The 23,265-nt window shown below is 42.9% G+C and carries 25 protein-coding genes, 1 tRNA gene and 1 pseudogene; 8 read left to right on the top strand and 19 right to left on the bottom strand.

Going from position 1 to position 23,265, the window contains the following annotated elements:
- Positions 1 to 263: 263 nt before the first annotated feature.
- Positions 264 to 338, top strand: coding sequence for an LCI fold-containing protein (locus RTX25_RS14580; RefSeq protein WP_397428513.1), 75 nt, complete (start codon positions 264 to 266; stop codon positions 336 to 338).
- Here the strand turns inward: RTX25_RS14580 and RTX25_RS14575 are convergent.
- From RTX25_RS14575 to RTX25_RS03605, 7 genes and pseudogenes are all read right to left on the bottom strand, one after another.
- A pseudogene (locus tag RTX25_RS14575) lies at positions 337 to 672 on the bottom strand (Swt1 family HEPN domain-containing protein); the annotation flags it as partial. The gene RTX25_RS14580 and the pseudogene RTX25_RS14575 overlap by 2 nt on opposite strands.
- A 15-nt stretch (positions 673 to 687) precedes the next feature.
- The gene (locus RTX25_RS03630; RefSeq protein ID WP_312650623.1) at positions 688 to 3,444 is read right to left on the bottom strand and encodes a DUF1156 domain-containing protein; all 2,757 of its coding nucleotides are present in this window, start codon (positions 3,442 to 3,444) and stop codon (positions 688 to 690) included.
- Between the two features lie 4 nt (positions 3,445 to 3,448).
- The gene (locus RTX25_RS03625) at positions 3,449 to 6,955 is read right to left on the bottom strand and encodes a helicase-related protein (RefSeq protein WP_312650621.1); all 3,507 of its coding nucleotides are present in this window, start codon (positions 6,953 to 6,955) and stop codon (positions 3,449 to 3,451) included.
- A 4-nt stretch (positions 6,956 to 6,959) separates the two neighbouring features.
- The gene (locus RTX25_RS03620; protein WP_312650618.1) at positions 6,960 to 7,175 is read right to left on the bottom strand and encodes a helix-turn-helix transcriptional regulator; all 216 of its coding nucleotides are present in this window, start codon (positions 7,173 to 7,175) and stop codon (positions 6,960 to 6,962) included.
- Between the two features lie 184 nt (positions 7,176 to 7,359).
- Positions 7,360 to 7,629 (bottom strand): hypothetical protein, encoded by a 270-nt coding sequence (locus RTX25_RS03615; RefSeq protein WP_312650615.1) that lies wholly within the window; start codon positions 7,627 to 7,629, stop codon positions 7,360 to 7,362.
- Entirely contained in the window at positions 7,626 to 8,132 is a 507-nt protein-coding gene (locus tag RTX25_RS03610) for an ImmA/IrrE family metallo-endopeptidase (protein ID WP_312650613.1), read from the bottom strand. The genes RTX25_RS03615 and RTX25_RS03610 overlap by 4 nt, the downstream gene beginning before the upstream one ends.
- A gap of 181 nt (positions 8,133 to 8,313) precedes the next feature.
- Positions 8,314 to 8,751: a helix-turn-helix transcriptional regulator gene (locus tag RTX25_RS03605; RefSeq protein WP_312650610.1), complete on the bottom strand. Its 438-nt coding sequence runs from the start codon at positions 8,749 to 8,751 to the stop codon at positions 8,314 to 8,316.
- A gap of 170 nt (positions 8,752 to 8,921) precedes the next feature.
- Here RTX25_RS03605 and dinB point away from each other — a divergent pair, with 170 nt between their 5' ends.
- The 6 genes from dinB to RTX25_RS03575 all read left to right on the top strand — a co-directional run bounded on the left by dinB (position 8,922) and on the right by RTX25_RS03575 (position 13,655).
- Positions 8,922 to 10,166 (top strand): DNA polymerase IV, encoded by a 1,245-nt coding sequence (gene dinB, locus RTX25_RS03600; protein ID WP_312650607.1) that lies wholly within the window; start codon positions 8,922 to 8,924, stop codon positions 10,164 to 10,166.
- A gap of 17 nt (positions 10,167 to 10,183) precedes the next feature.
- Entirely contained in the window at positions 10,184 to 10,495 is a 312-nt protein-coding gene (locus RTX25_RS03595; protein WP_312650605.1) for a hypothetical protein, read from the top strand.
- Between the two features lie 347 nt (positions 10,496 to 10,842).
- Positions 10,843 to 11,268 (top strand): sigma factor-like helix-turn-helix DNA-binding protein, encoded by a 426-nt coding sequence (locus tag RTX25_RS03590; RefSeq protein ID WP_312650603.1) that lies wholly within the window; start codon positions 10,843 to 10,845, stop codon positions 11,266 to 11,268.
- 472 nt (positions 11,269 to 11,740) lie between these two features.
- A complete protein-coding gene (locus tag RTX25_RS03585) occupies positions 11,741 to 11,971 on the top strand; it encodes a helix-turn-helix domain-containing protein (protein ID WP_312650601.1) in 231 nt (76 codons plus the stop codon).
- Between the two features lie 121 nt (positions 11,972 to 12,092).
- Positions 12,093 to 12,320, top strand: coding sequence for a helix-turn-helix domain-containing protein (locus RTX25_RS03580; RefSeq protein ID WP_312650600.1), 228 nt, complete (start codon positions 12,093 to 12,095; stop codon positions 12,318 to 12,320).
- A 90-nt stretch (positions 12,321 to 12,410) separates the two neighbouring features.
- Positions 12,411 to 13,655, top strand: coding sequence for a tyrosine-type recombinase/integrase (locus RTX25_RS03575; RefSeq protein WP_312650597.1), 1,245 nt, complete (start codon positions 12,411 to 12,413; stop codon positions 13,653 to 13,655).
- Positions 13,656 to 13,699: 44 nt separating this feature from the next.
- Here the strand turns inward: RTX25_RS03575 and RTX25_RS03570 are convergent.
- The 5 genes from RTX25_RS03570 to RTX25_RS03550 all read right to left on the bottom strand — a co-directional run bounded on the left by RTX25_RS03570 (position 13,700) and on the right by RTX25_RS03550 (position 18,162).
- Positions 13,700 to 13,789: transfer RNA gene (locus RTX25_RS03570), tRNA-Ser, on the bottom strand.
- A 278-nt stretch (positions 13,790 to 14,067) separates the two neighbouring features.
- Positions 14,068 to 14,985: an aldo/keto reductase gene (locus RTX25_RS03565; protein ID WP_312650594.1), complete on the bottom strand. Its 918-nt coding sequence runs from the start codon at positions 14,983 to 14,985 to the stop codon at positions 14,068 to 14,070.
- Between the two features lie 140 nt (positions 14,986 to 15,125).
- Entirely contained in the window at positions 15,126 to 15,668 is a 543-nt protein-coding gene (locus RTX25_RS03560) for a hypothetical protein (protein WP_312650591.1), read from the bottom strand.
- Between the two features lie 153 nt (positions 15,669 to 15,821).
- The gene (gene glmM, locus RTX25_RS03555; RefSeq protein ID WP_312650588.1) at positions 15,822 to 17,165 is read right to left on the bottom strand and encodes a phosphoglucosamine mutase; all 1,344 of its coding nucleotides are present in this window, start codon (positions 17,163 to 17,165) and stop codon (positions 15,822 to 15,824) included.
- 112 nt (positions 17,166 to 17,277) lie between these two features.
- Positions 17,278 to 18,162 carry an AIM24 family protein gene (locus RTX25_RS03550; RefSeq protein ID WP_312650586.1) on the bottom strand — a complete coding sequence of 295 codons (885 nt, stop codon included), beginning with the start codon at positions 18,160 to 18,162 and terminating at the stop codon, positions 17,278 to 17,280.
- 224 nt (positions 18,163 to 18,386) lie between these two features.
- Between RTX25_RS03550 and RTX25_RS03545 the strand changes: the two genes are divergently transcribed.
- Positions 18,387 to 18,533, top strand: a complete 147-nt coding sequence (locus tag RTX25_RS03545) for a hypothetical protein (RefSeq protein WP_312650583.1) — start codon at positions 18,387 to 18,389, stop codon at positions 18,531 to 18,533.
- Positions 18,534 to 18,723: 190 nt separating this feature from the next.
- Here RTX25_RS03545 and pfkB read toward each other — a convergent pair whose 3' ends face one another.
- The 7 genes from pfkB to RTX25_RS03510 all read right to left on the bottom strand — a co-directional run bounded on the left by pfkB (position 18,724) and on the right by RTX25_RS03510 (position 23,188).
- Positions 18,724 to 19,665: a 1-phosphofructokinase gene (pfkB, locus tag RTX25_RS03540; RefSeq protein ID WP_312650580.1), complete on the bottom strand. Its 942-nt coding sequence runs from the start codon at positions 19,663 to 19,665 to the stop codon at positions 18,724 to 18,726.
- A 14-nt stretch (positions 19,666 to 19,679) separates the two neighbouring features.
- Positions 19,680 to 20,255 (bottom strand): hypothetical protein, encoded by a 576-nt coding sequence (locus RTX25_RS03535; RefSeq protein WP_312650577.1) that lies wholly within the window; start codon positions 20,253 to 20,255, stop codon positions 19,680 to 19,682.
- 303 nt (positions 20,256 to 20,558) lie between these two features.
- On the bottom strand, positions 20,559 to 21,278 hold the full coding sequence (locus RTX25_RS03530) for a hypothetical protein (protein ID WP_312650576.1): 720 nt from the start codon (positions 21,276 to 21,278) through the stop codon (positions 20,559 to 20,561).
- 65 nt (positions 21,279 to 21,343) lie between these two features.
- Positions 21,344 to 21,538: a hypothetical protein gene (locus RTX25_RS03525; protein ID WP_312650574.1), complete on the bottom strand. Its 195-nt coding sequence runs from the start codon at positions 21,536 to 21,538 to the stop codon at positions 21,344 to 21,346.
- Between the two features lie 90 nt (positions 21,539 to 21,628).
- Positions 21,629 to 21,820 (bottom strand): hypothetical protein, encoded by a 192-nt coding sequence (locus tag RTX25_RS03520; RefSeq protein WP_312650572.1) that lies wholly within the window; start codon positions 21,818 to 21,820, stop codon positions 21,629 to 21,631.
- A gap of 12 nt (positions 21,821 to 21,832) precedes the next feature.
- A complete protein-coding gene (locus RTX25_RS03515; protein ID WP_312650570.1) occupies positions 21,833 to 22,552 on the bottom strand; it encodes a polymer-forming cytoskeletal protein in 720 nt (239 codons plus the stop codon).
- 15 nt (positions 22,553 to 22,567) lie between these two features.
- Positions 22,568 to 23,188 carry a DUF4004 family protein gene (locus tag RTX25_RS03510; RefSeq protein ID WP_312650568.1) on the bottom strand — a complete coding sequence of 207 codons (621 nt, stop codon included), beginning with the start codon at positions 23,186 to 23,188 and terminating at the stop codon, positions 22,568 to 22,570.
- Positions 23,189 to 23,265: the final 77 nt, after the last annotated feature.

Here is a 23,265-nt window from a genome sequence, read left to right as displayed (position 1 = left end):
GCGATACTCATAAGCCCCTTCACCCCGCGCTACTTGGGCAAGATCGGCTGCAAATTCTGCGTTCTTATACCGCCCCTGGGCCACGTCAGGATGTGGTTCGATAATGTCTCGCCAACTTGGAAGGCCACTCATAGGCGTAGTGCTCAGTATCCCAATATTTTTCTGTTTTGAACTCACTAAAGAAGAATAGGTAGTTTCTTTGACTGTGGTTGAACCGCTAGCTGATCCATAACGTAATGTCCGTAAAATACCTCTAATTTCTTCTGCGCTTTCCGAATCAATTTGTTCAACAAGACGTGACATGGTATCTAAAGCACGCCAAGTATCGTCATCTGTGAAGTCTTCTCCACCTAAATGGGCTAATCTATTGCGAACTCCAACAAGTTCTTTCGCCCAAGTACGATGATCGATGGATAATTTCTTCCTGAAAACCAGGTTCCAATGCAAGTCAAAAAGCAATAGAGATCGAGCTATATCAAGTGAATCTACTAATTTTGCCCATTCCCCAGAAAGAGGAAGATCACGCTTTTGATCATCACGAAGTACATTTATTACTCCGTTGGTCCACCAGTTTTCACCATACTCATTTCCCAGTTCCCGAGCGATATAGGGAGTAAGTGCCCCTAAAAGAATTCGAAAACTCTGAGATACTTGCGTGTGATTGTTATCCATTGCTATGACCTCCCTTTAATTTTTAGATTCAATATCAAATAAACTGACTTGCTCAGTATTTTTTAGTTGTGACTGCAATTCAGCCGCTTTCATTTGAATATCTGGCCATGCTATAACCAGTGAATTGTAAGCATACGCTTCACCAGCCCAGCCCTTTCGCTCTGCAATTTGATAGAGACGATAAGCCAGGGCTTTCGCGTGTTCTGGCTCTGATGTAAATATGTCAGCGACAATTTTCGCTACACCAGAAACTCCATCTTTTTCTAAAGCTTTCGTCATTTGTTGGGTAAGAAGCCAAATATTTCTTTCCTTTAATTCTATTTTTTCTGGAATTTCTTCACGTGTAAGCAATTTCACTACGCCCTTTTGTGCGTATAGAATAAATCTAGATACAAGCTTCTCAACAGACGTATTCTTGGCTCTAGCTAATACATCAGCTTCTCCAAACTTCATATCATTGAAAGCATACTGCGAATATAGATCAACACAAAAGCGGCTATCGCGATCAAGTTCTCCGTCCTGCTCGGTAAAATATACGTCTAGTTCCTGATTGATAAGTTGAAGAGCAGAACGAACACTCATAGATGTACCGTCGGCCTCAAGCACTTTTTTGAACCTTGAAAATACGCCCATACCAGGACCGATTGCAGACTGTGCCAAGTCCACCGGAGCAATATTACTCGCTTGTAACTTCTCCAGAGCAGGTTTTAGTTCTCGTTTTAATGTGTTTATAAAATCGCGTCGAGTAGAAACAGGTGCTTCTATTGACCGCTTTCGACAAACGAGGACAATTGAGGAAGCCAGTGCGTTGACTTCGCCTTTAAGTCCTTTTGTACGTTCTGTTCGCACTGGCCAAGTACCTGTAAGAGTAAATCCCGCTTTTAAAACAGCTTCAAGGAAGGTTTCCCAACCTGTGCTTGAAATTCCTTTTTCATCTTCAGTATCGGATTGTTTGAATGCATAGTAGATCGTAGTTGGAAATGCTGGGTGTATTTGTTCAGCAAGATTTTGCATCGCCATTGTCATCCCATTAAGAAAGAACTCTTCCGCTGCTACTTTACCTTCGTGTCTATATGGTGTGGCAATTAGTTCCTCAGCCTTCGGAACAACCAATGTTGCGAACAGGTCAGGGTAGATTGTTTTCAACGATCGTCGTAACCAAACATAAAAAAAGTCTGACAAGTCAGCATAACTTATATTATCGTAATAAGGCGGATCCGTAGACACAACTTTTCCTTTTGTTATTGTTTGCTGTTGAGCATCTGCTTGTTGTGAAAAACCCATTCTGCCATACGCCTTAATAACAGATGCAGGCCACTCGATTGTCGAAGTAATGTTAAGAGAACCCTCTAGAGTATTTGCCTCAGCAAAATCCCACACCATTGGAATTGCTTGTCGCCCAAATGCTTGAGCGACATTTTCATTAGTTTTATTCCATCCACATAATGTACAAGAATATCTGCTTATTTGACTCACACCGCAAGCAAGATAAACACTAATTGCCTTTGCATATTCTTCGCTTCCACCATTCTTTATTATTTCAGAGCGAGCTTCAGAGATGAGTTCGCTAAACGTAGATAGAGCTACAAGTTGTCTGTTTGTAAACAATTTATCGAATGTATCTAACCCATAAGAAGGACACCAAATATTCCGAGGATCGTTCGCCAATTCTTGTGTAGGATACTCTTGGGGTTTATCAACCTTCGCCGCATCTATGTGTGCTTCATTAGGACTAAAGTAGCGCCTTCCATTTTTACTCTCAGCAACAATTGCCATGAGCTTAGTACTCATACGGGCTGCCTTCGCTTCAGCTTTAATATAATCGGGTGTTGTTGCCTCCCCACAGCAAATACACTTAAATTTTGCTCCTCGAGCTATTTTGGGGGATTTAGGCGCATTTTTCCCATACCCTATTTCATAACTTATCTTTTTCCCATTAATAACAGGCTGTATATACACTTCCTTGCCTTTCTTTCTGGATAATTCAAAACTGCTAGCAAGCGGCATTTCGCATCCACAAGCGGGATTTGGGCATTTTACAGTGCGCGCCCATATCCAAGCAATGACAGGATGCTTAACCCCGTATTCATCTTTCACTTTTGGATATAAATGACCTATTCGCTTAACAGCTTCTTGTTTAATCCATTCACCATAGTAGCGTACATCTTCTGCGAGCCCTGCTGCATCAGTCCAAAAACCTGCAATTAGAGATGAGTCAGGGTTCACAGGCTGTTGCTCAGCAAATTTCGGCGGTATCTCAATCATAGCCTTGTTTATTATGACAGAAACCGGATTTAAGTCACTTGCATACGCATCTAGACCTAATCTTTGAGATTCAAGTGGTATTGCCCCTCCACCCGCAAAAGGATCGTGCAAAGCTGGCAATTCATGGGGATTAAACAAATCAGAGTCTTTATTATTATTTTCTTCGCAAGTATTGTGCCAACTATTTAGAATCTCCTCATGGGCAGAAGCTAATAATTCCTTGTCATTAATATTTTCCCACTTTACCAGTTTTTCAATGATACCAAATAATCTAGAACGTTCTATTTCCTGCTCGGCTTGAGTAGGGAACCTCTCTGGATGTGAGGACGGGTCATCAACCATTTGCGAGAAAATAACAGCTCGTGCAGCAGCAAGTGGTCTTCGTGCCCACCACAAGTGAGTACTACGTGGATGTCCTTTCAGAAACGGATTCTTTTCTTGGGCACATCCATCATTAATTGCTTCAAGTGGTAGAGCTACCTCAATAAGTTTCTTTTTATATTCCATATCCTTAACCTCTCTCTAACATAATTTCAGATCTACTAACAAGACTCATGATGTCATAATTTACACTTGTTGAAGCAAAATCAGGACGTTCACGGAATGGTTTTCTCAAGTAGATTGTCTTAGTGGTTGAACCATCTACTTCAACAATTGCCAAAATATATTCATCTGGTTTGTTGAATGCTGTAAGAATCTCATTTTTACTTACAGTTACAGTGGTTGCTCCTTTAACTCTGCCTTTAACTTCAATAAAGCGAAGTCTCGATTCATTTGGCATCCGAAGTGTGTGTGGAATTTGAGACTCAACATCATAGCCAACTTTTGCAGAACTTACATCTCGTGGAATGAATCCTAAAGATGATTCAATATCCATAACAGCTCTCATGGCTGCAAGCTCGATCTCACGTCTTGCCGCTGCATCAGCCGAGAATAGGCCTGTTTTACCATTTAGATGGTTAATGAGTCCACGGGGTATAACAATTGCCCCTCCCACAATCACTGGTGGCATAGCAGAAATGCGCTTCTCTTTTTCAAGTTCAGCAAGACGTTTTTGCATGCGAGCTTCTAAATCTTCTGCACGTCGGGCTGCCATTTGAGAGTTTTGTTTTGCGTTTGTTTTCCCCGTAGCTTCTTTCATCTTTAAATCTGCACTTCGAAAATCCCAATATTGAATCTCGGCAGTAAGGCGTTCTTTTACAGCTTTAGATGTTTTTTCAATAAGCTTTATCTTTCGCTCTCGAACATCTTTTACGTGGAAAGGAATAATTTCTGAAATGGCATAACCAATTGCTATATCTTCCACGTCGGTTTTAAGCCATTGCTGATCATATAAAAAGGTTCGAACAGCTGTCTGTTCTTCATTATCAGCGGCGCGATAGTCTAGATAGGGTGCATATCCAGCGTTGATTGTCGTACCATCCTCTTTCATCTCAACAAAGTGAATATGCTTTGAAATAATACGCTTGCTTCCACTGGCTAATACAACACCATCTTGAACTGAATCCTCAATGTAGAATAAGAGTCGCGGATCAATTCCATCGTCTGAATCGTCAATGAAAATAGATCCCTGTTTTAAAACATCTGTATTCCTTTCTCGAATGAGGTCAATAGTCGCTTCTAAAAGTGGATGGCCTGGCGCAATCAAGGCAGCTTGGGCCTGTCCCTGGACATTAGAAAATGTTTTATCGAAACATATGCGTTCATATCGGCTTAGCACTGGTTCTCCAAAGCCTATCTGCATATCACGACTTCTGACAGCAAAGGGCACGGTAGTAATTTCATATCGTCCTTTTTCACGTGGCCTGATTTTGCCTCCAAGACTCTGAAAAGCTTCCATGAAAAATGACTCAACGAAGTGCGGTTGAAGCTTATGAGCCTCCATTCGCTCCATGTCTTCACGAATTGCCATGACTTGATTAACATCCATTGTATCTTCAGTCAACGCGTGTTCATTTAAGAGTCGTTCCAGAGTTTGGCGATCCAATGAATGGTCTACTACCTCGTATAGACGTCGTCTTACATCCTCTTGGTTGTTATAACGAACTGCCTCAATAAGGAGATCTCGCAGCGACTTATTGTTGAAAGTAAGTTTGCCAAGAACATCAAACACTTTTCCCTTGAGAGATTCACGTTCCTGATCTAGTTTTTCAAAAAGTCTCTGAAAAACCATACCTTCACGGGTTTCTTGAGATACAAGGTTCCAAAGGTGGCAAACTTCAGTTTGTCCAATTCTGTGAATTCGTCCAAATCGTTGTTCAAGTCTATTGGGATTCCATGGAAGATCATAATTTACCATTAGATGAGCACGCTGTAAGTTTATTCCTTCACCAGCAGCATCTGTTGCAATAAGGATTCTAACTTCTTTATCTTGTTTGAATAGCTCTTCTACTTTACGACGATCATCACGAAGCATGCTTCCGTGTATATTAACAACAGATTCTTCACTTCCAAGAAGAGATCTTATTTTATCCGTAAGATAACGCAGCGTATCTCTGTGTTCAGTGAAGATGATTAATTTTTCACGCATACCATCAGAGCCAAACATATTTCCATTGTCCTGCAGAAGTTGAGAGAGTTCATCCCATTTCCGGTCTTCACCACTTTGTCTTACATCATTAGCCATTCTTTCTAATTTTTTAAGGGTTGCAATTTCCGATTCAAGTTCTGCTATAGTCTGCGCAGCAGTGGCTTGATCAACAACCTTTTCTTCAGTATCTTCCAATTCTGCAGATGGCATATCATCATCATCGTAATCATCATAATCGGGGACAGTATACTCAGCAGCGCGCTTCCCCAAACGTTCTTCAGCAAGCCGGCTCTCTAGTCTTTCCCGCCTACGCTTTAATGACTGAAAAATTGCCTCTGGTGACGAAGCAAGTCTACGTTGCAAAATTGTTAGAGCGAATCCTACAGTGTTTTTTCGCTCATTATTCAGTTGATCCGCTCTATTAAATTCCTCCTGCACATAAGTTGTTACAGCAGAGTATAAAGAGGCCTCTCCTGGGGATAAATCATAATTTACTGTGTATGCTCTCCGTTCAGGAAACAGAGGGGTACCATCAAACTTTAATAAATCTTCTTTGACGAGCCTCCGCATTACATCTGATACATCCACAGCCTGACTGCCACTTCGAGCTACACCCTCAAATCTGTCCTGGTCTATTAAGGACATGAATAATTGAAAGTCCTCTTCCTTGCCATTGTGAGGAGTAGCAGTTAATAACAAGAAGTGTCTTGTGATCGAAGATAAAAGTCGGCCAAGTTGAAATCTTTTTGTATATTTTACTTCACCACCCCATACAGTTGCTGACATCTTATGGGCCTCATCACAAACTATCAAATCCCAATCAGTGATTCGAAGTTTGTCTTGAATTTGCTCGTTGCGTGCCAACTTATCCAGACGGACAATACAAAGGTTCATCTCAGCAAAAACATTACCAGTAATCGCTGACTCTATACGATCATTTGTCAAGATTTCAAATCGAAGATTGAATTTCCGATATAGTTCATCTTGCCATTGTTCTGCCAAATTACCAGGTGAAACAATCATGCAACGTTTTAAATCACCTCGGATAAGAAGTTCTTTAAGAAAAAGTCCTGTCATTATTGTTTTTCCGGCCCCAGGATCGTCTGCAAGAATATAACGAAGGGGTAATCGCGAAAGCATTTCCTGATACACTGCAGAAATCTGGTGAGGCAAAGGTTCTATTGTAGATGTATGTACTGCTAGATATGGGTCAAATAAGTGCGCAAGATGAATCCGGTAGGCCTCTGATGTAAGTCGAAGTAAATTCGCATCTGCATCGAAACTCCAAGGCAGACTATCGTCCGCGACATGTATTTTCTCTTCGTCTTCTCGATAGAGGATCTGTTCTGCTACATTACCACCAGAGTTTCTAAAGGTTACTGTCATTGCATTGGTGCCATGCCATTTTACAGCAACCACTGTAACAGCTTCATTCCCTGCAATGCCCTTTACGCCAGAGCCGACAGTTATTTCTTCAAGTCGTGCCATCAGCTCAGACCTCCTTTTCTTCAGAAATCAGTTCCATTATTTCATGCAAATCGCATTTCAGAGAAGTGCAAATTTTCACTAGAACCTCGGTGTTTATGTTCTCGTTGCGTCCAAGTTTTGCGATGGTTGAAGGACTGATGCCGGCCATCTGTCTAAGGTCTTTTTTCTTTAAATCTCGGTCTATTAAGAGCTTCCAAAGTTTTTTATAGCTAATAATCATTGCCCTTCACCTCTATTAGGATTAATATCACAAATTCATACATATGTTAATTATAACCAACCTTCTTTGACATAGCAATAATAAGTTTGCGAAATCGTAATAATAGTATAGTAAGAAGTACTTTTATAATAAAAAAGCCGATCAGATGTCGGTCTGTCGGCGATATCAATTATGATGAAATTGCTTATTTTCGTTCCACAAACCATTTCCCAAGGTTTGTCCCGCTGATATTTGGACTTCGCTCAAAGAAAAGATAACTCTGATGACCATTGATTTGGACTGTAAACCTGTCACCTTGCCCTCCAGCTTTCAGTGCTGCTGCTGGACGAACATCCAGGACCTTTTCGATGGAATACTCACGGCCATCTTCCCAGCGGAGGCGTCTTGGGAAAAGATTTCCGTCTTCGGAGAAGGAAGCAATAACGGCAACATAGACTTTAGCCTGTGAAGTCACGTGTCCTCACCCCGATCCGAAAGGTGTTTAAGGAAATTGCTGTTGGACTGGATCGGAGATTCGATCAGCCAGCCTTTTCGCTTGAGAATCCGAAATTTGAAGTCAAGTAATTCAGGAGGTACTTCCAATTCCTTGGCAACAGAGAAGAAGAAGGTGTCCTCACTGAGTAGTTCTGTGACCTCGTCATCTTCCAGCAGGTATTCCGCAGCGAACAGATTGGCTTCATACTCCATCTGGGAGGATGTATCATACAATGCAAAATCGTGGAAAGCCTTCATCTTTGCTGCTTCATGATGAAGGACAGCATGACCGATTTCATGGGCCAGGATAATCCGTTGAATTGGCTCCGGCAGGTCGCTGTTGATGGTGATGTGCTTTTTCCTTGATTGTCGCAGAAAGAACCCTTTACACGATTTCTCTGTACTGCCAAGCGGCATTACTTGAACGATGATCCCCATGGCTTCAGCCAGCTTCCAAGGATCTGGCTCATCATATTTTCGCATTATGCGGGATACTTCCCGGCAAATTATCTCTATCGACATGTAATCACCTTCAAATGATATAAAATCAAATACTCATCCCGCTAACAATCCCTCACTATCATTAAATCAAAGTGTCGGTACAAAAATACGGACAGTGAACGATAAAATGGTCAACTGGTTGAAAACAAAGAACGAGGAAATTTTAATCCTTTTCCTTTTTTCGGCCATAGGTTTTCCGGGCTTCTTCCTTACACTTCAGATAAGCCTTCATGACAGCTTCAAAAAAAGCATCCTTGGCTTCCTGATCCAGGGCTCCGCCAGCAAACAAGGCCACATTCTGCTCAAGGAGAACATCCATCTCTTTGGCTGCCTTTGGTCCAAGCCGTTCCCGAGCTTCCTCAATGTAGGGAGCTTTTTCTATGCCGTATTTTGGGTCTGTGATCTCATCATTGAGCAGAAAGTCTACGGATACCTGAAGGGCCGCAGCCAGCTTTCTGGCGATATTTCCACGAGGCTTAGTGTCCGTCGTTTCATATGCAGCAATGGAACGTTTTGAAACGCCGACAAGCTCACCCAGTTGCTGCTGATTGAGCTTCAGTTCCTCCCGAGCTTCTTTGATCTTCTCTGAGAAAGTTTTCATTTCCTTGCCTCCTGTAATGAATATAACTTCAACAACTTCATTTTTGTATTGACTATTCTTCATTGTCCTGTTAATATTGAGCTACAAGATGAAGTTAACTTCATTATACCTTCACAAACTTCATCTGTCAACGAAAAAGTTATAGAAACCCTTGGAAGGAGTGGCTTTTTATGAGTAAGGACCGCGCAATTCTGCATAGTGACTTGAATAGCTTTTATGCATCCGTAGAAATCATGCTGAATCCAACACTGCGAGATAAAGCCATCGCAGTCTGCGGTTCAACAGAGGACCGCCATGGCATCGTCCTGGCCAAATCCGAAAAAGCCAAGAAAGCAGGCATCAAGACGGGCATGGTCAACTGGGAAGCCAGGCAGAAATGTCCAGATCTCATCATGGTGCCTCCGCAGTACGAGCAGTATCTGAAATACTCAAAGCTTACCAGGGAGATCTATCAGCGCTATACGGATCAGGTTGAGCCCTATGGCATGGATGAATGCTGGCTGGACGTGACCGGCAGTCTAGGCGTCTGTGGAAGTGCTCTCTCCATCGCGGAGGAGATCCGGCGCACAACCCGAGAGGAGTTAGGTCTTACCGTCAGTATCGGCGTGTCCTATAACAAGATCTTCGCTAAGCTTGGCAGCGACATGAAGAAGCCGGACGCCATCACGGTCATCAATCGCTGTGACTATCAAGACAAGGTCTGGCCGCTGCCGGTTTCTGATCTCTTCTATGTAGGACGAGCAACGGACAAGAAGCTTGCCCGCTACGGCATCCGAACCATTGGAGAGCTGGCCAGAGCTCCGCGAGACTTTTTGAAAAGCACCTTGGGCAAGAACGGAGAGATGCTCTGGTTCTTTGCTAACGGCGAGGATCAGTCACGTGTGATGAAAAATGACTTCCATTCACCGGTGAAATCCATTGGACATGGCACGACCTGCATCTCGGACCTGGAAACCAATGATGAGGTTTGGAAAGTCATGCTCCACCTGACCCAGGACATCAGCCATCGGCTTCGGGTCCATGACATGAAGGCCAATGGCGTCCAAATCACTGTGAAAGACAATACCCTGTTTTATCGTCAATATCAGATGCAGCTGCCCATGGCGACCCAAAGCCCCATGGAGATCGCCTCAGCGGCACGGTATCTGTTTGAAAATAACTACGACTGGCATACATTTGTGCGGGCAGTAACTGTTCGCGCCATCAACCTCGAACCCAAATTCATGCCACAGCAGCTGATGCTCTTTGATGATGCTGCCAGACGGGCCAGGCTGGAAAAACTGGATGATACCATCGAGACCATACGAGGACGCTTTGGGAAATGGTCGATCTATTCAGCCTCCCTGTTAGGCAGTATGAAAACATCTGGAGACAGCAGTCATGAGGTCATCATGCCCGGCATCATGTACGCCTAGTACAGGAGGGATACTCAATGAGAAACGTCCAGATCAAATGCAATCGAGAAAGAAGACTCTTTGACACCATCGAAGGCTCAAAACTGAAGATCCTGATCAAATGCAGCAACACCAAGGTCTGCCCCTACAAGTCAGACTGTCTGAGGACCAGCGAAATCGTTCTGGGAGCAGAGAAAAATACCTTTGATGAATTCTACAAAGCCATCAATTGTCCCCACTGCGGGAAACGACTTTTCGATGTCACCACAGACAGCGTAGGCATTGTCACCATCAAATGCGAGATGTGTGGAAAAGTCGCAACCATTCCAGTCGTCGCTGACCAGGGATGAACTCATTATCTGATTATGGAGCACCGGCGCACTTGTTGAAGTAGCGACCACCGCACAAACAGATAGTGAACAACTGAATATCAATCGATACCGAGCACCGGAGCCGATTCACTGAGCTACCACCGCCGGATGATTACTCAATTGAGAGGATCATCCGGCCTTTTTTATTCACTAATCAGCTTTTTGGCAGTGCATCACCAATGACAGGCTCCCCGCCAAAAGGAGCCTGTCATGTTTATTTACAGCCAAAAGAATAGAGCTGGCTGTCTTGCCTCACCGAGATGCCGCAGCCCGCCGCCTCCTTCTTGTTTGCCGCTAACAAGCCAACAACGAGAAGGAGAATGAAAATGAAAAAGATTAATCTGCGGGAAGTATACCCGTTTTATGAGAATGACTGTTTTGTCATGGTCGATGATGAAATCGCTGAGATCTTCGAAGAATCCAAACTCAAAGAGCAGAATTACCAGAGAAAAGTCTACTGGAACAAAGCCCACTACTCGCTGGATCGGGATGACGGGATCGAGCATGAAGCAATTTTTGTTTCCATGTCACCCTATGAGATCTATGAACGGAAGATGACGAAGCAGGAGCTGCATGCTGCCATTGCCAAGCTGCCGGATATCCAGGCCAAACGAATCTATGCTTACTACTTTCTGGATATGACCAAGACTGAGATTGCTCAAGCAGAAGGCGTCAGTGTTATGGCTGTCTGCAAGTCCATTAGCCATGGATTAAAGACTTTAGAAAAAGAATTGAAAAATTTTGAGGAATAGGGTTTATAAATGACCTTCAAATCTCATGGCTTATGAGAGGGACTTTTATCTTCTCATAAAATCGATCTTTGACAACTTCATATAGGAGAACCGGATACCTTTGGTGCATGAGCCGGAAGGACAAGCCAGGCAACAGGTACGCAATGACCTTCGTTTCACGAAGAGAGCGACAAATACCCTTGCTGCAGGTCGATCTTGGCAGATCGGCTGGCCATGACCTTGTGCATCAGATAATGATACTTCCGTATAGTCACAGTCCGAGCGTGATCAAACCGTCGCAGGCAATGAGTACGGCCCGCCATCAGAATGGAGGGAGGTGAAAGTCCTATGAGAGCGTATGCCAGCGCTTGTCCAGTCTATCCAAAGAACCAGAATCAAATACAGCAGCCGCACCTTGAAAAATCTCGCACTATTTTGCGGAACGATTAATTCAGGTGCGGCTGTTTCTTATTAAATGAAGGGAGGTTTTTGCATGAGCACAACTTTATCCAGTAAAGACGCCTATAGCCTCATGCTCAAAGATTATCCCGACGTGATGAATATTGATCAAATGTGTGAAATCCTTGGTGTCAGCACCAAGACGGGTTATAAGCTCCTGAAAAACGGTGACGTGACCTATATCAAAATTGGGCGTAACTATCGAATCCCAAAAGCACACATCATATCGTATCTCAGAGTCGGAAATGAACAGCCGTCCATTTGAACCTCCACAACATTGCACGAAGCAACTTGCCCATGATACGGTCAAGATGTCAGCGGCAGTCTTTCGAAGCCAATCGCATTTGCGATGGCAGATGTTGAACAAATGATTGGAGGATAAAAAAATGTACAGAAAAAAGTCAAAAGCATTCTACGAGCGCATGCTGAAAAAGTATCCTGATGTAATGAGCATTCCCCAAATGAGCAAGGCATGCGATGTAAGCAGCAAGACGGGTTATAAGCTCGTCAGGGAAGGAAGGATCGATTTCTTAAAAATCGGTCGTAATCTCTTCGTTCCCAAGGAATATTTGATTTCGTACCTGCTCATCAGAGATGAGAATAATGTCCGATGACCACCACAACATTGCAAGTATAAATCTGCCCATGTTACGCTCATAGTGTCAACGGCAGGTAATCGGAGCTGCAAAAAGGAGGTTTTATCAATGGTAGCAGGACACCTGCAAGAAAAGAAAGGCTATTTCTACATGGTACTCACCTATAGAGACCATGAAGGAAAGCGCAAGAGCAAATGGATTTCTACGAAGTTACCCGTAAAAGGAAATAAGAAACGGGCACAGGAAATGCTTCGGGAAGCGCGGAAGACCTTCGAACCGGATATTCCGGTTTCAATGGAGGACATGCTTTTCCATGAATTTTTAGGGCATTGGCTTGAGATAGCAAAAAACACGATTCAGCTTACTACCTACGCAAGCTATGCCAGCATGTGCAAATCACCGATTGTTCCATACTTCAAAGACAAAAAGATCAAACTGGTTGATTTGAAGCCCAAGGATATTCAGGATTTCTATACCCTCCAGTTGAAACGAGTGAAGGCCAGCACCGTGATTCATTATCACACCATTATCCATAGGTCTTTGAAATATGCTGTGAAGATCGATGTGATTCCCGTTAATCCGGCCAGCAAAATCGAGCGTCCAAGACAGGAACGGTTCATCGGCAGCTTCTATGATAAAAACGAAGTAAATCAGTTATTTGAAGTGGCCAGAGGAACGAAACTTGAGATTCCTATACTGCTTGGGGCTTTCTATGGGCTGAGAAGAAGCGAAGCGGTCGGTCTTAAATGGAGTGCCATTGATTTTAATAACAACACACTCATTGTCAGGCACACCGTTACATCCTTCAGCATTGATGGTAAAGAGATGATCTATGCATCGGATTCAACCAAGAACAAATCCAGTATGAGAACTTTGCCATTGGTGCCAGCTTTTAAGGAGAAACTTCTGGCTGCCAAAGCACAACAAGAAAGCAACCGCAAGCTTTGCGGTAGATCCTATAGCAAGGAATTTCTTGATTATATCTGTGTCAACGAGTTGGGAGTAAGGATTCGCCCAAACTATGTTACAACAGCGTTTCCCAAGCTGCTGGAGGAGCATGGTTTAAGAAAGATTCGCTTCCATGACCTTAGGCACAGCTGTGCCAGTCTTTTGCTGGCAAATAATTTGCCGATGAAGCAGATCCAGGATTGGTTAGGTCACAGTGATTTTGCAACCACCGCAAATATTTACGCTCATTTGGACTTCAACTCAAAACTGGTATCAGCACAAGCCATGGTTGATGGACTTAATTTCGTCATCGCACCGAAGCCAGAGATTCGTCAAGATGAAGTAATCGTAAACCATCACCAGTCAGAAGGAGAGAAAAAACAAGACGCTTCTGCACACACATAAAAAATAAGGCATTCCTCAGAGACTGAGGAATGCCAATGGTTTTCTGGCGGAAGCGGTGGGATTCGAACCCACGGAACCCAGAAGGTTCAACTGATTTCGAGTCAGTCCCGTTATGACCACTTCGATACGCTTCCGTATTTATCTTCAACATCGGTTCTCAGAAATCCCTCGGATAAAGGAGAGAACTGATGGAGAGAACTACACTATGAAATTTTGCGATTGGACTGGTTAAACCAAGTCAAATCAATGGTTTAGGCTTCTATGTTACCACATAAGTACGACGCTTTCGAGACTTTCACCTTCGACCTCTCGGACATCTCTCCATACAAATCCTAGTATAACCTCTTTAGCGGTATCTTGACAAGTATAAAGTGCAGTCGAGGGCATGCTGAGACTGCACTTTTTTTCTTATCTACCTGAAAAGCTCATCGATCTGCCGGAAATCCTGTTCTGTTATGCTCACCTTACCGGTCTTCTGATTGTCTCTGATCTGCTGAGCATTTTTCGCACCGGGAATTACAGCATCAATAAAGTCCGTGTTCAGATACCATGCGAGAACAAGCTGATAGACTGCACAGTCTTTTTCTCTGGCGATCCCCTTAAGCACATCGATCTTTCTCAGATTCTCCTCATATTTTGTGGAGAAGTTCGGATTCTTCTTTCTTCTTTCAGGAATCTCTGAATCCTTGTGATACTTCCCCGTTAAAAGACCCGAAGCAAGAGGGAAGTATGGAATGAAGGCGATATTGTTTTTTCTGAGATAAGGTATGAATTCCTTCTCCTTGTCTCTTGTAAGGAGATTGTACTCATCCTGTACCACATCGATATAACCATCCCTGTTCGCTTCCTTAATCTGTTCAATGGAAAAATTCGAAACACCGATCTCTTTGATGATTCCTTTTTCCCTTAGTCTCTGCAGGGCGCCTACAGCTTCATATTTCGGTGTCTTGTCATCCGGGAAGTGGATATAGTAAAGATCGATATAATCCGTCTGTAGCCTCTTAAGCGATTTGTAGACCTCTTCCACCAGAAAGTCGGGGTTATTGTCCACAACAATCTCGCCTTGAACAAGTTTATGGGCACCTTTAGTGGCAAGAAGAATCCTGTTTCTTGCGTTGCACTTCTTCAGCACATCGCCGATAACCTCTTCAGAGTGGCCCATTCCGTACATAAAGGCTGAATCAAAGAAATTGACCCCAAGATCCAGGGCAGTAAGGATCATATTATGAGATTCTTCTTCACTGATGGGATTGTAATTCGGATTGCCCACTGCATTAGTTCCAAGTCCAATAGGGTTAAGTCTGAAATCATCAAAAATATTGCTGCTCATATATTTACCACTCCTCATTATGTTTTTCCCGGTTTTTCTTAGAAACATTATACCCTTATAAATGTCCGGTGTCCAAAAGATGCTGCCACCTCAAAAAGAAAGACAAGCTTAAGGGCTTCCCCTCTCACTTGTCTTAAACGCTATTTGCTTAAGCTTACCGTTACTTTGACTTCATCGATATTCTGAAGCTCTTCCTGGCTTATCTCATACAGGACATGTCTTGTGGCGATATCCGAAGTACCGATCCCTGCTTCGGTTCGATTGATGAATGCTTCAGCAATATTGTCCTTGATGATCAGATTCTCTCCCAAAACGGAGTTGGAACCTGAACTCTCCACGAGGACCACAGCCACGAATCCCTGTTTGACAAAGAAGTCTTCATTCACTTTTTTCAGCTTATTCAGACTCATATCGTCAATGAAGAACGGATTTTCCAGAATTGCATAGTCATTATTGTACTCATTGAATTCTTCGAAAGTCCTGATGATTCTGTTTTCACTCACCATATCCAGCGAATCCGAGGTCCTGAAATTCATGATGTCGATCATCATGGAATTTTCAAAGGTCAAAGCGGTTTCAGCTGGTGCTGATTTTTCCATCATGGTATCATTGTCGTTTACAAGTTCTGCAGCACTACATGATGTGAGAAATAACATTGATAGCATTAGGATAATTATCTTCATGGCTCCACCTCCTCTTTTTATCATTTAACCATATCAGAAGCTCCAATAGATTGCGAAATAATAACAAATTTTTGTCAAAAGTATGTTTTTTCCGACAAGAAATGAGAACAGTATCCCCGAAAGGACATCGTTCTCATCACTTCTTCATTCTATCTAGATTCTGCTTTTAATTAGCTCCGCAATACTGTTTGCAGCATCGGTGATTTCTTCAAGATCTTCGCCTTCCAGCATGATTCTCACTAGAGGCTCTGTACCGGATGGTCTGATGAGCACACGTCCCTTACCTTCCAGCTTTTCTTCCACAGATTTTATGAGGCTCATGATCTCTTCATCTGTCTGATGAATATTCTTCATCTCATTTGGAATCTTCACGTTGACCAGAACCTGCGGAAGCTCCTTCATGATTTCAGAAAGCTCACTGAGTTTCTTTCCTCTAGCCTTTACGATTGATGCGAGCTGAATGGCTGTAACGATACCGTCACCTGTTGTATTGAAATCCTTGAAGATGACATGTCCGGACTGTTCACCACCGATGGTATAATCATTGTCCATGATGTTTTCAAGTACATATCTGTCGCCTACCGCAGTGGTCGCCACATTGATTCCAAGCTCTTTCGCCGCAAGCATGAGTCCGAGGTTACTCATTACAGTCACAACAATGGTGTCATCTTTCAGTCGGCCCTGTTCCTTGAGGTAAAGCCCTGCGATGAGGATGATGAAATCGCCGTTGACAAGATTCCCCTTCTCGTCCACAGCAAGGCATCTGTCTGAATCTCCATCAAATGCCAGTCCCAGGTCACATCCGTTTTCAACCACAAACTTCATCAGGTCTTCCGGATGGGTTGATCCGCAGTGTGCATTGATGTTGACTCCGTTTGGCTCGTTGTGTATGACAAACACTTCTGCACCAAGTCTTTCAAATGCCATAACAGCAGATTTATAGCTTGCTCCGTTGGCACAGTCCAGTGCCACTTTCATACCCTTAAGATCACCCTCAAGCGTCTTTACTGCAAAGTCCACGTAGTCGTCAGTGGCATTCTGCGAATGACTGACATGCCCGATATCTCCACCGGTAAGTACTGCTATACCTTTAAACTGATCCTCGATCAGCTTCTGGATATCATCTTCCAGAGCATCGCTCAGCTTGAAACCGTCTCTGTTGAAAAATTTGATGCCGTTGAACTCAACAGGATTGTGTGAGGCTGAGATCATGACGCCCGCATCCGCCTTGTATTCTCTTACAAGGTAAGCGACTGCAGGAGTAGGTACTACCCCAAGAATCACCGCTTCCGCTCCAACACTGAGGATTCCTGCGACCATTGCGCTTTCAAGAAGATCTCCTGATATTCTTGTATCCTTTGCCACTAAGATCTTTGGTTTGTGGGCTCCTTTAGTTAAAACCATTGCACCGGCTTTACCCAGCTGAAAAGCGAGTTCCGGTGTCAGCTCACTGTTTGCCACACCTCTGACTCCATCTGTTCCGAACATTCTACTCATATTTTACCATCCTTACTGTTTTTATCTCATACGATTTTTTCTTACATAACGTTACTATTATATTACACATGGAAGAATTATACCAACCTGTATCGGTGAAGTTTAGCTGATCTTATCTTTCCTTATCATCCTGTTCTCTGTCCCTGCCTTTTGAAGGCCTTTCCAGATTCTTTCCTACCATGTTGTCCATACCGCCTACACCCAAGGTCAGGCCATCGGTGATGATCTTGTCATAGACGACCTTTGTCGGCATGAGCCAGACTTCCCCTGTGCCTCTGAATACATTAAGAAGACCTTCACCGCTGAATCCAGATCCAATCAGGGTCTTTGTGGTCTTCTCCACCGTGAATGTGATTCCACCTGTTCTAAGTACCGAGAAGTTCCCGTCGATTTTAAGCACATCATCTGCCAGAGAGTATTTGAACACTTCTGTTTCCGGCACCGGAATCTCCAGAACGACAATTCCCGTACCTTTAAGTTTCGTCTGAAACAGACCTTCTGTACCAAACAAAGCAGAGCTTACCGTCTTCATCGATGTTATACCGATTTCGATGGAGTCCTCAGCTGCAAAAAACAGTGAATCATCAATAATGATTTCCTCATTCTCCAGCTGAAGCATGGCATAATGTCCGAAAGACGGTTCAAGAAGAAGTTCTCCAACCCCTTTAAAATGAGGTTTGATTACAGGTTCACCTGTAATTTTTGAGGATACGAACTTCTTGGAGAGACTGAAAAGACCACCTGTATTCGTAGAGACTTCAATCGGGCCTCTCATAAAGCTCAGCGCATTTGCTTCGGTGAACACACCACCTCCGCTAAGGACAATCCGAAGCTGTCTAAGTTTGATGTTCGCCTCACGCATATAGGAGAGCATAAATGCCGTTTTAACATCACTGCCTCCCTTGAGATCGTCATACTCCAGCACCTGAAAAGTTGATTCGTTTTTGAATTCACTGAGCTTGGTCAGGGTATTAGTCATGTTCACGTTGGTTTTCATAGAAAACACCACCTTAACTTTTATGTTTTATGAGATTTAAACACATTACCTTATTATACCATTTATGACCTAACCAGTGAACAGATTGATCATTAGCTATAATTGACATGTCTTGACTATATAAAATCACTGTATCACATCGATACAGTGTTTTTATGATCTTAAGTTTTAATCTATCTTTTTCTTCAGTGCTGAGAGCATTATTCCGCCATGGGGAACCGCAAGTGTTACACCAAAGAGCTGGATTCCATAGGAACCGCTATCAGGAAGAACAGATGAGCAGGCAGATCGTCCATGCTTTCATAATCGATGCCGGCATCACTCCTTCAAAAAACAATGATGCTTCGTTTACCGCATCACTTTTACCATGAGTTATTGCGATCCCATACCGATACCTGTGGAAACTCTGATTCACTATGAAGAACAGCTTCTTTAAATGCATCCCTGTCATTGATCTTTCCATCAGCATAAAGGATATTTATGTGCTCATCTATCGCTTCTTTCTTACTCTTGGTTTTAAATCGAAGGTGACTCTTTCTCTAGAAAACATTTCTTTTGTGGTCATTTTAATACCACCTCTATTTTTTCTCTTGCAGACATCAGATAACTATCCACCTCTTCTATCGTGCAGGCTCTTGTTCCCTCAGTCGTGACAGCAGCTATACCGGTTGCCTGAGCTAGGGCCAGTGTTTCAAAATCATCAAGCTTATGCATCTCTGCATGTACTAGTGCTGCGACCATTGAATCTCCTGCCCCTACTGTACTCTTTACCCTGACCTTGCTTCCGTGTCCTATGAGAACAGCGTTCTCCGTGACGAGAATACTTCCATTGTGACCTCTGGAAACCAGCACTTTCCTGATTCCTTTTGCCACAAGTTCTTTGGCTTCATGAATAATTTCCATTTCAGAAAGAATTTCTTTTCCCAGATATGATGCAAGTTCCTTCTCATTCGGTTTGATCAGGTAAGGTATTTCAGTAATCGCAAGCTTCAGGGCTTCTCCTTCAGCATCGACAATCACCATAGCACCTTTGTCCTTAGCTCTTCTTGTGAGTATTGCATAGATGTCTGGACGAATATTTGGCAGAATTCCACCTGAAAGAACCACTATATCTCCTTCCCTCACAGATTCTTCAAAAACCCTGAAAAACTCTTCCAGCTCATCACTGCTGATTTCGGGACCTGCTTCGTTGATATCCGTATTGGTTTTGTTTTTGATATCTACCAGCTTGATATTGGTTCTTGTCGTACCTTCCACTCTGACAAAGCGGTCATCAATCATTAGTCTTTTCAATTCCTGTCTAAAAAGATTCTCTGAACTTCGCCCAAGAAATCCAGTTGCAATAGAACTAGATCCGAAGGTATTCAGGACTTTTGAAACATTGATGCCCTTTCCTCCAATATCATTTCTTGAAGAAACTGCTCGGTTTACTTCACCGATCTCAATTCCATCTAACACCATCGTTTTATCCAGTGCAGGATTCAGCGTTACGGTAATGACCATTCAGACATCCCTCCCTATCTTATAATTTCAATCTCGTTCTTTTCCTCGATTGCTTTCATTTCATCATTTGATTCACCAGCGGTTATGATTCCTGTTACCTTGAGTACAGGAGAGATTACAGCAAAACTTATCTTACCGGATTTTGAAGCGTCTGAAACCACATAGACCTTATGGGACGATGAGATGATTGCCCTTTTTGTCATGGCTTCCACATGATTGGGGGTTGTGGCGCCATCTTTTAGAGTGATGCCGTTGGCATCTATAAAAGCAATATCCGCCCTGAAATTTTTGAGCATGTTTTCTGTCAGATAACCCACCATGGCTCTAGTATTCCCTATAAGTGCTCCACCGGTCATGATCAGCTCAATATTATCCACACCACTCAATCCTTCTGCTATATCCAGAGCGTTCATGATGACTGTGATTTTTTTGTTTCGGATTCTTTTGGCCATTTCAAGTGTGGTCGTACCTGTATCCAGAATAACGCTGTATCCGTCCTCCACCATCTCAGCTGCCCGTTCAACAACTTTCACACTTGAACTGTTCTCCATCATTTCAGCAATTTTTCTCTGTCTTTCTCCAGCAAACATAATCAATCCTAAATGAGCAAAAAAGTCCATTTCATGTTTAAATCATACCATTTTTCAGAAAATCTTACATAAAACAGGTAGAAATATCTCTATGATCATAAACCTTCATTTCGGTAATGCAAGGATTGATAACCCGTTCTCAGATATGATTCAGGAAAAGGAAAAGGACGCCTTATGGCGTCCCAGAAAAAATGACTGTCCACAGATGAGTGTTCCATGGAGCAATGGGGTATATATAGAAATCAGATATTCATGAAGAACTTTAAACACCAGGATCTTCATATTAATCCGAGAACTAACCTTTTAGAATTCTTCTTTGACCTCTACGGTTCCTCCTTCAAAGATCTCCAGTGTGTCGCTGTACTCCACCTTTCCGATCTTTGAACCTTCACCGATTCGAACAATCTTTCCGCGTACAACCTCTGCAGTTGTATGTTCAAGGAAGATATCATCTCCCTCAATCAGATCCACTTTCAGCTGGCCACCACGGTTTCTGGAAATCAGTCCGGATAAAATCCCCTGGAAGGAGTCTCTGCTGACCTTAACTTCAAGCTGCTCGCAGAATATTTCCTTAACCCTTGAATCACCTGCCAGATTGAACCTGCCGTGTCCGATGTTCATCGCACCATCCACATGGAACTCTCCATTTAATGTAAGCTCTTCGGCATTGATTTCAGATGCTTTGTCGATTTCACCGTTCACGGTCATCTTTTCCGCATCAACAACACCTGCTGATAGCGAACCAAAAATCCTGATCTCCGTACCTGTGAGTTTATCCTGAAATTCTGCATCACCGTAGATGCTGGCATCATCCGCTTTAACCGCTTTCTTGAACTTTGCATCCCCGAAGACGGATATTTTGACGACCTCGATTTCCTCTTTTGCTTTAAGATCACCTGCCGCCTTGATGAAGTTCGCTCTTATTTTTCCATTGATCTTAAGATCGCCGGCACTGATGATATCTCCATACTCACCGCTCTCCAGTTTGATATCGCCCATACTTTTGATGTCCCTTGGTTCCATACTCTCATCCTCCATGTGGCCATTTTTCTTTCTATGACCAGTATTCCGATCCGTAATTTCCTGAACTAGATTCTTCTTTTCTGGAGCAGCCAGCTAAGAAGCGGATTGCCGTTCTTCTTTTCCGGCTCACCTTCCACTTTTTTCCCTTTGTCCATTTCTTCCAGTGCTTTCATGACCTTCCAGCCGGTATCAAGTTTCGCAGGATCATGCTGGATTCCCTGGTCGTCTATAAGCATTGCTTCATATTCTGATTTTCTCATGACTCTTCTCCTTATAAGGCTGCCGGTGATCACTCGTTTCATGGTGTTTTCCGGCAGCCTTTCACAAAAAGGTTCAAAGACTGGTCCAGATTACCATCTTGACCTGATGATCCATTCTCTCATGGCTTCCTGCTGTACTCTATACATATTGTCTGTCTGGTAATCTATAGAACTGTCTCTACCGTTTAAAAGATTTTTCATCTTCCATGAAATCCCTTCGGTTTTGTCCGGTGCAAGGATTTCGCCTTCGTGGGTAATATAATGCATATCATATTTTTTCATTTTATTTTCTCCTTATCTTTCAATTTTATTCTCCACTCTTGAGTCAGAATGGATTTCCAGAAGCTCCGCATATTCTACGGTTCCGATTCTGCATCCAGGACCGATGGTGATCTTTTCACCTCTGACCATTTCACAGGTGGTATTCTCAAGATAGATTTCATCTCCTTCTACAAGGTTCACCTTGAGACTTCCTTTGCCTTTTCCAAGCAGGCTCTTAATGATTCCACCTGTAACACCGTTTCCTTCTCTGACACTGATATACGCGCCTACAAGTTCATTGAGCTCAGACCTTGCTGCAAGCTCCAGTTCACATTTTTCGCAGTTGACCACGCCTCTTGAGTTTATTCCGCCTGTGAGTCTGAATTCTTCACATTCCATATCTCCGTCAACTGTGATTTCTCCTGAAAGTTTGAGCATATTGCTTTTGATGTCTCCACCGACCTTAATGCCTCCAGCAAGAGTGATCTCTTTTCCGGTCAGTGTTCCGGTTATGGAAGAGCCTCCTGAGATTCTGATTTCATCAGATTTCACGTTTCCATTGATCTTGCAGGCTCCAGACACTTTACAGCTTTCCGCTTCTACATTTCCGTCTATTGTTATTGCACCCGAGAGGTTCATCGTTTCGCACAGGATATCCGATGTGATTTTGCTTGCTCCTGACACTTTAACATCTCTATATTCTCCACCGGTTGCCACTGTGGCACCTGACAGTCTCAGATCTCTTTTCTCCATGATAATCTCCTCCATTTATATGAGTTTCATTTTCAGTTTTTCAACAGCGCTTCTGATGCTGTAGTTGTTCACGATAGGCATCTGATCGGAGAAGAAAATCTCGTCGTTTTTATGAAGAAGAGATATGCTTACACCGAACTTGCGATAGACGCTTAAACTTGGGTCCTTGTCTTTAATGGATTCATAATTGTCGCTGAGCATCCTGAGAATCCTCGACATATCCTCTATGCTTAGCTGTCCCTGATTCAGAAGGTCTTCAGAAATATACATATAGAGGATGTCCTGGAAATTGTACTCCTCTTTTCCCTTGAAGATCTCTTCGTAGAGACTGACAATCTCTTTACTTAGAATCTGATGATTCAGAAGATCTTCTTTCCTTCTGACCATTTCCTCAGGAATATCTGATGAGAATTTGTCAGCCAGGTCATCCAGAGAAGCACCATCTTTCATATTTAAAATCTGTTCGATCCTCTCCAGAATTTTTTCTCTTGGAAAAAATGTTTCATGACCTGTATATGTCGATTTCTTCATGAACCAATCTTCTGGAATCAGTTTCTTTCTTTTCCATCTGTACAGTTGTCCATACGATATGTTGGTTTCTATGAGCAAATCTTTCTTGGAGATTAAATCTTCCATACTTCTCACCTCTTGAATATAATGTAACATAACATTGTTACGTTGTAAATGTTTTAATCGCATATTTTCTTTGAAAC

Origin of the sequence: Proteiniclasticum sp., from assembly GCF_032054185.1 — a bacterium.
GTDB lineage: Bacteria > Bacillota > Clostridia > Clostridiales > Clostridiaceae > Proteiniclasticum.
This window is presented reverse-complemented; position numbering and strand designations above follow the sequence as displayed.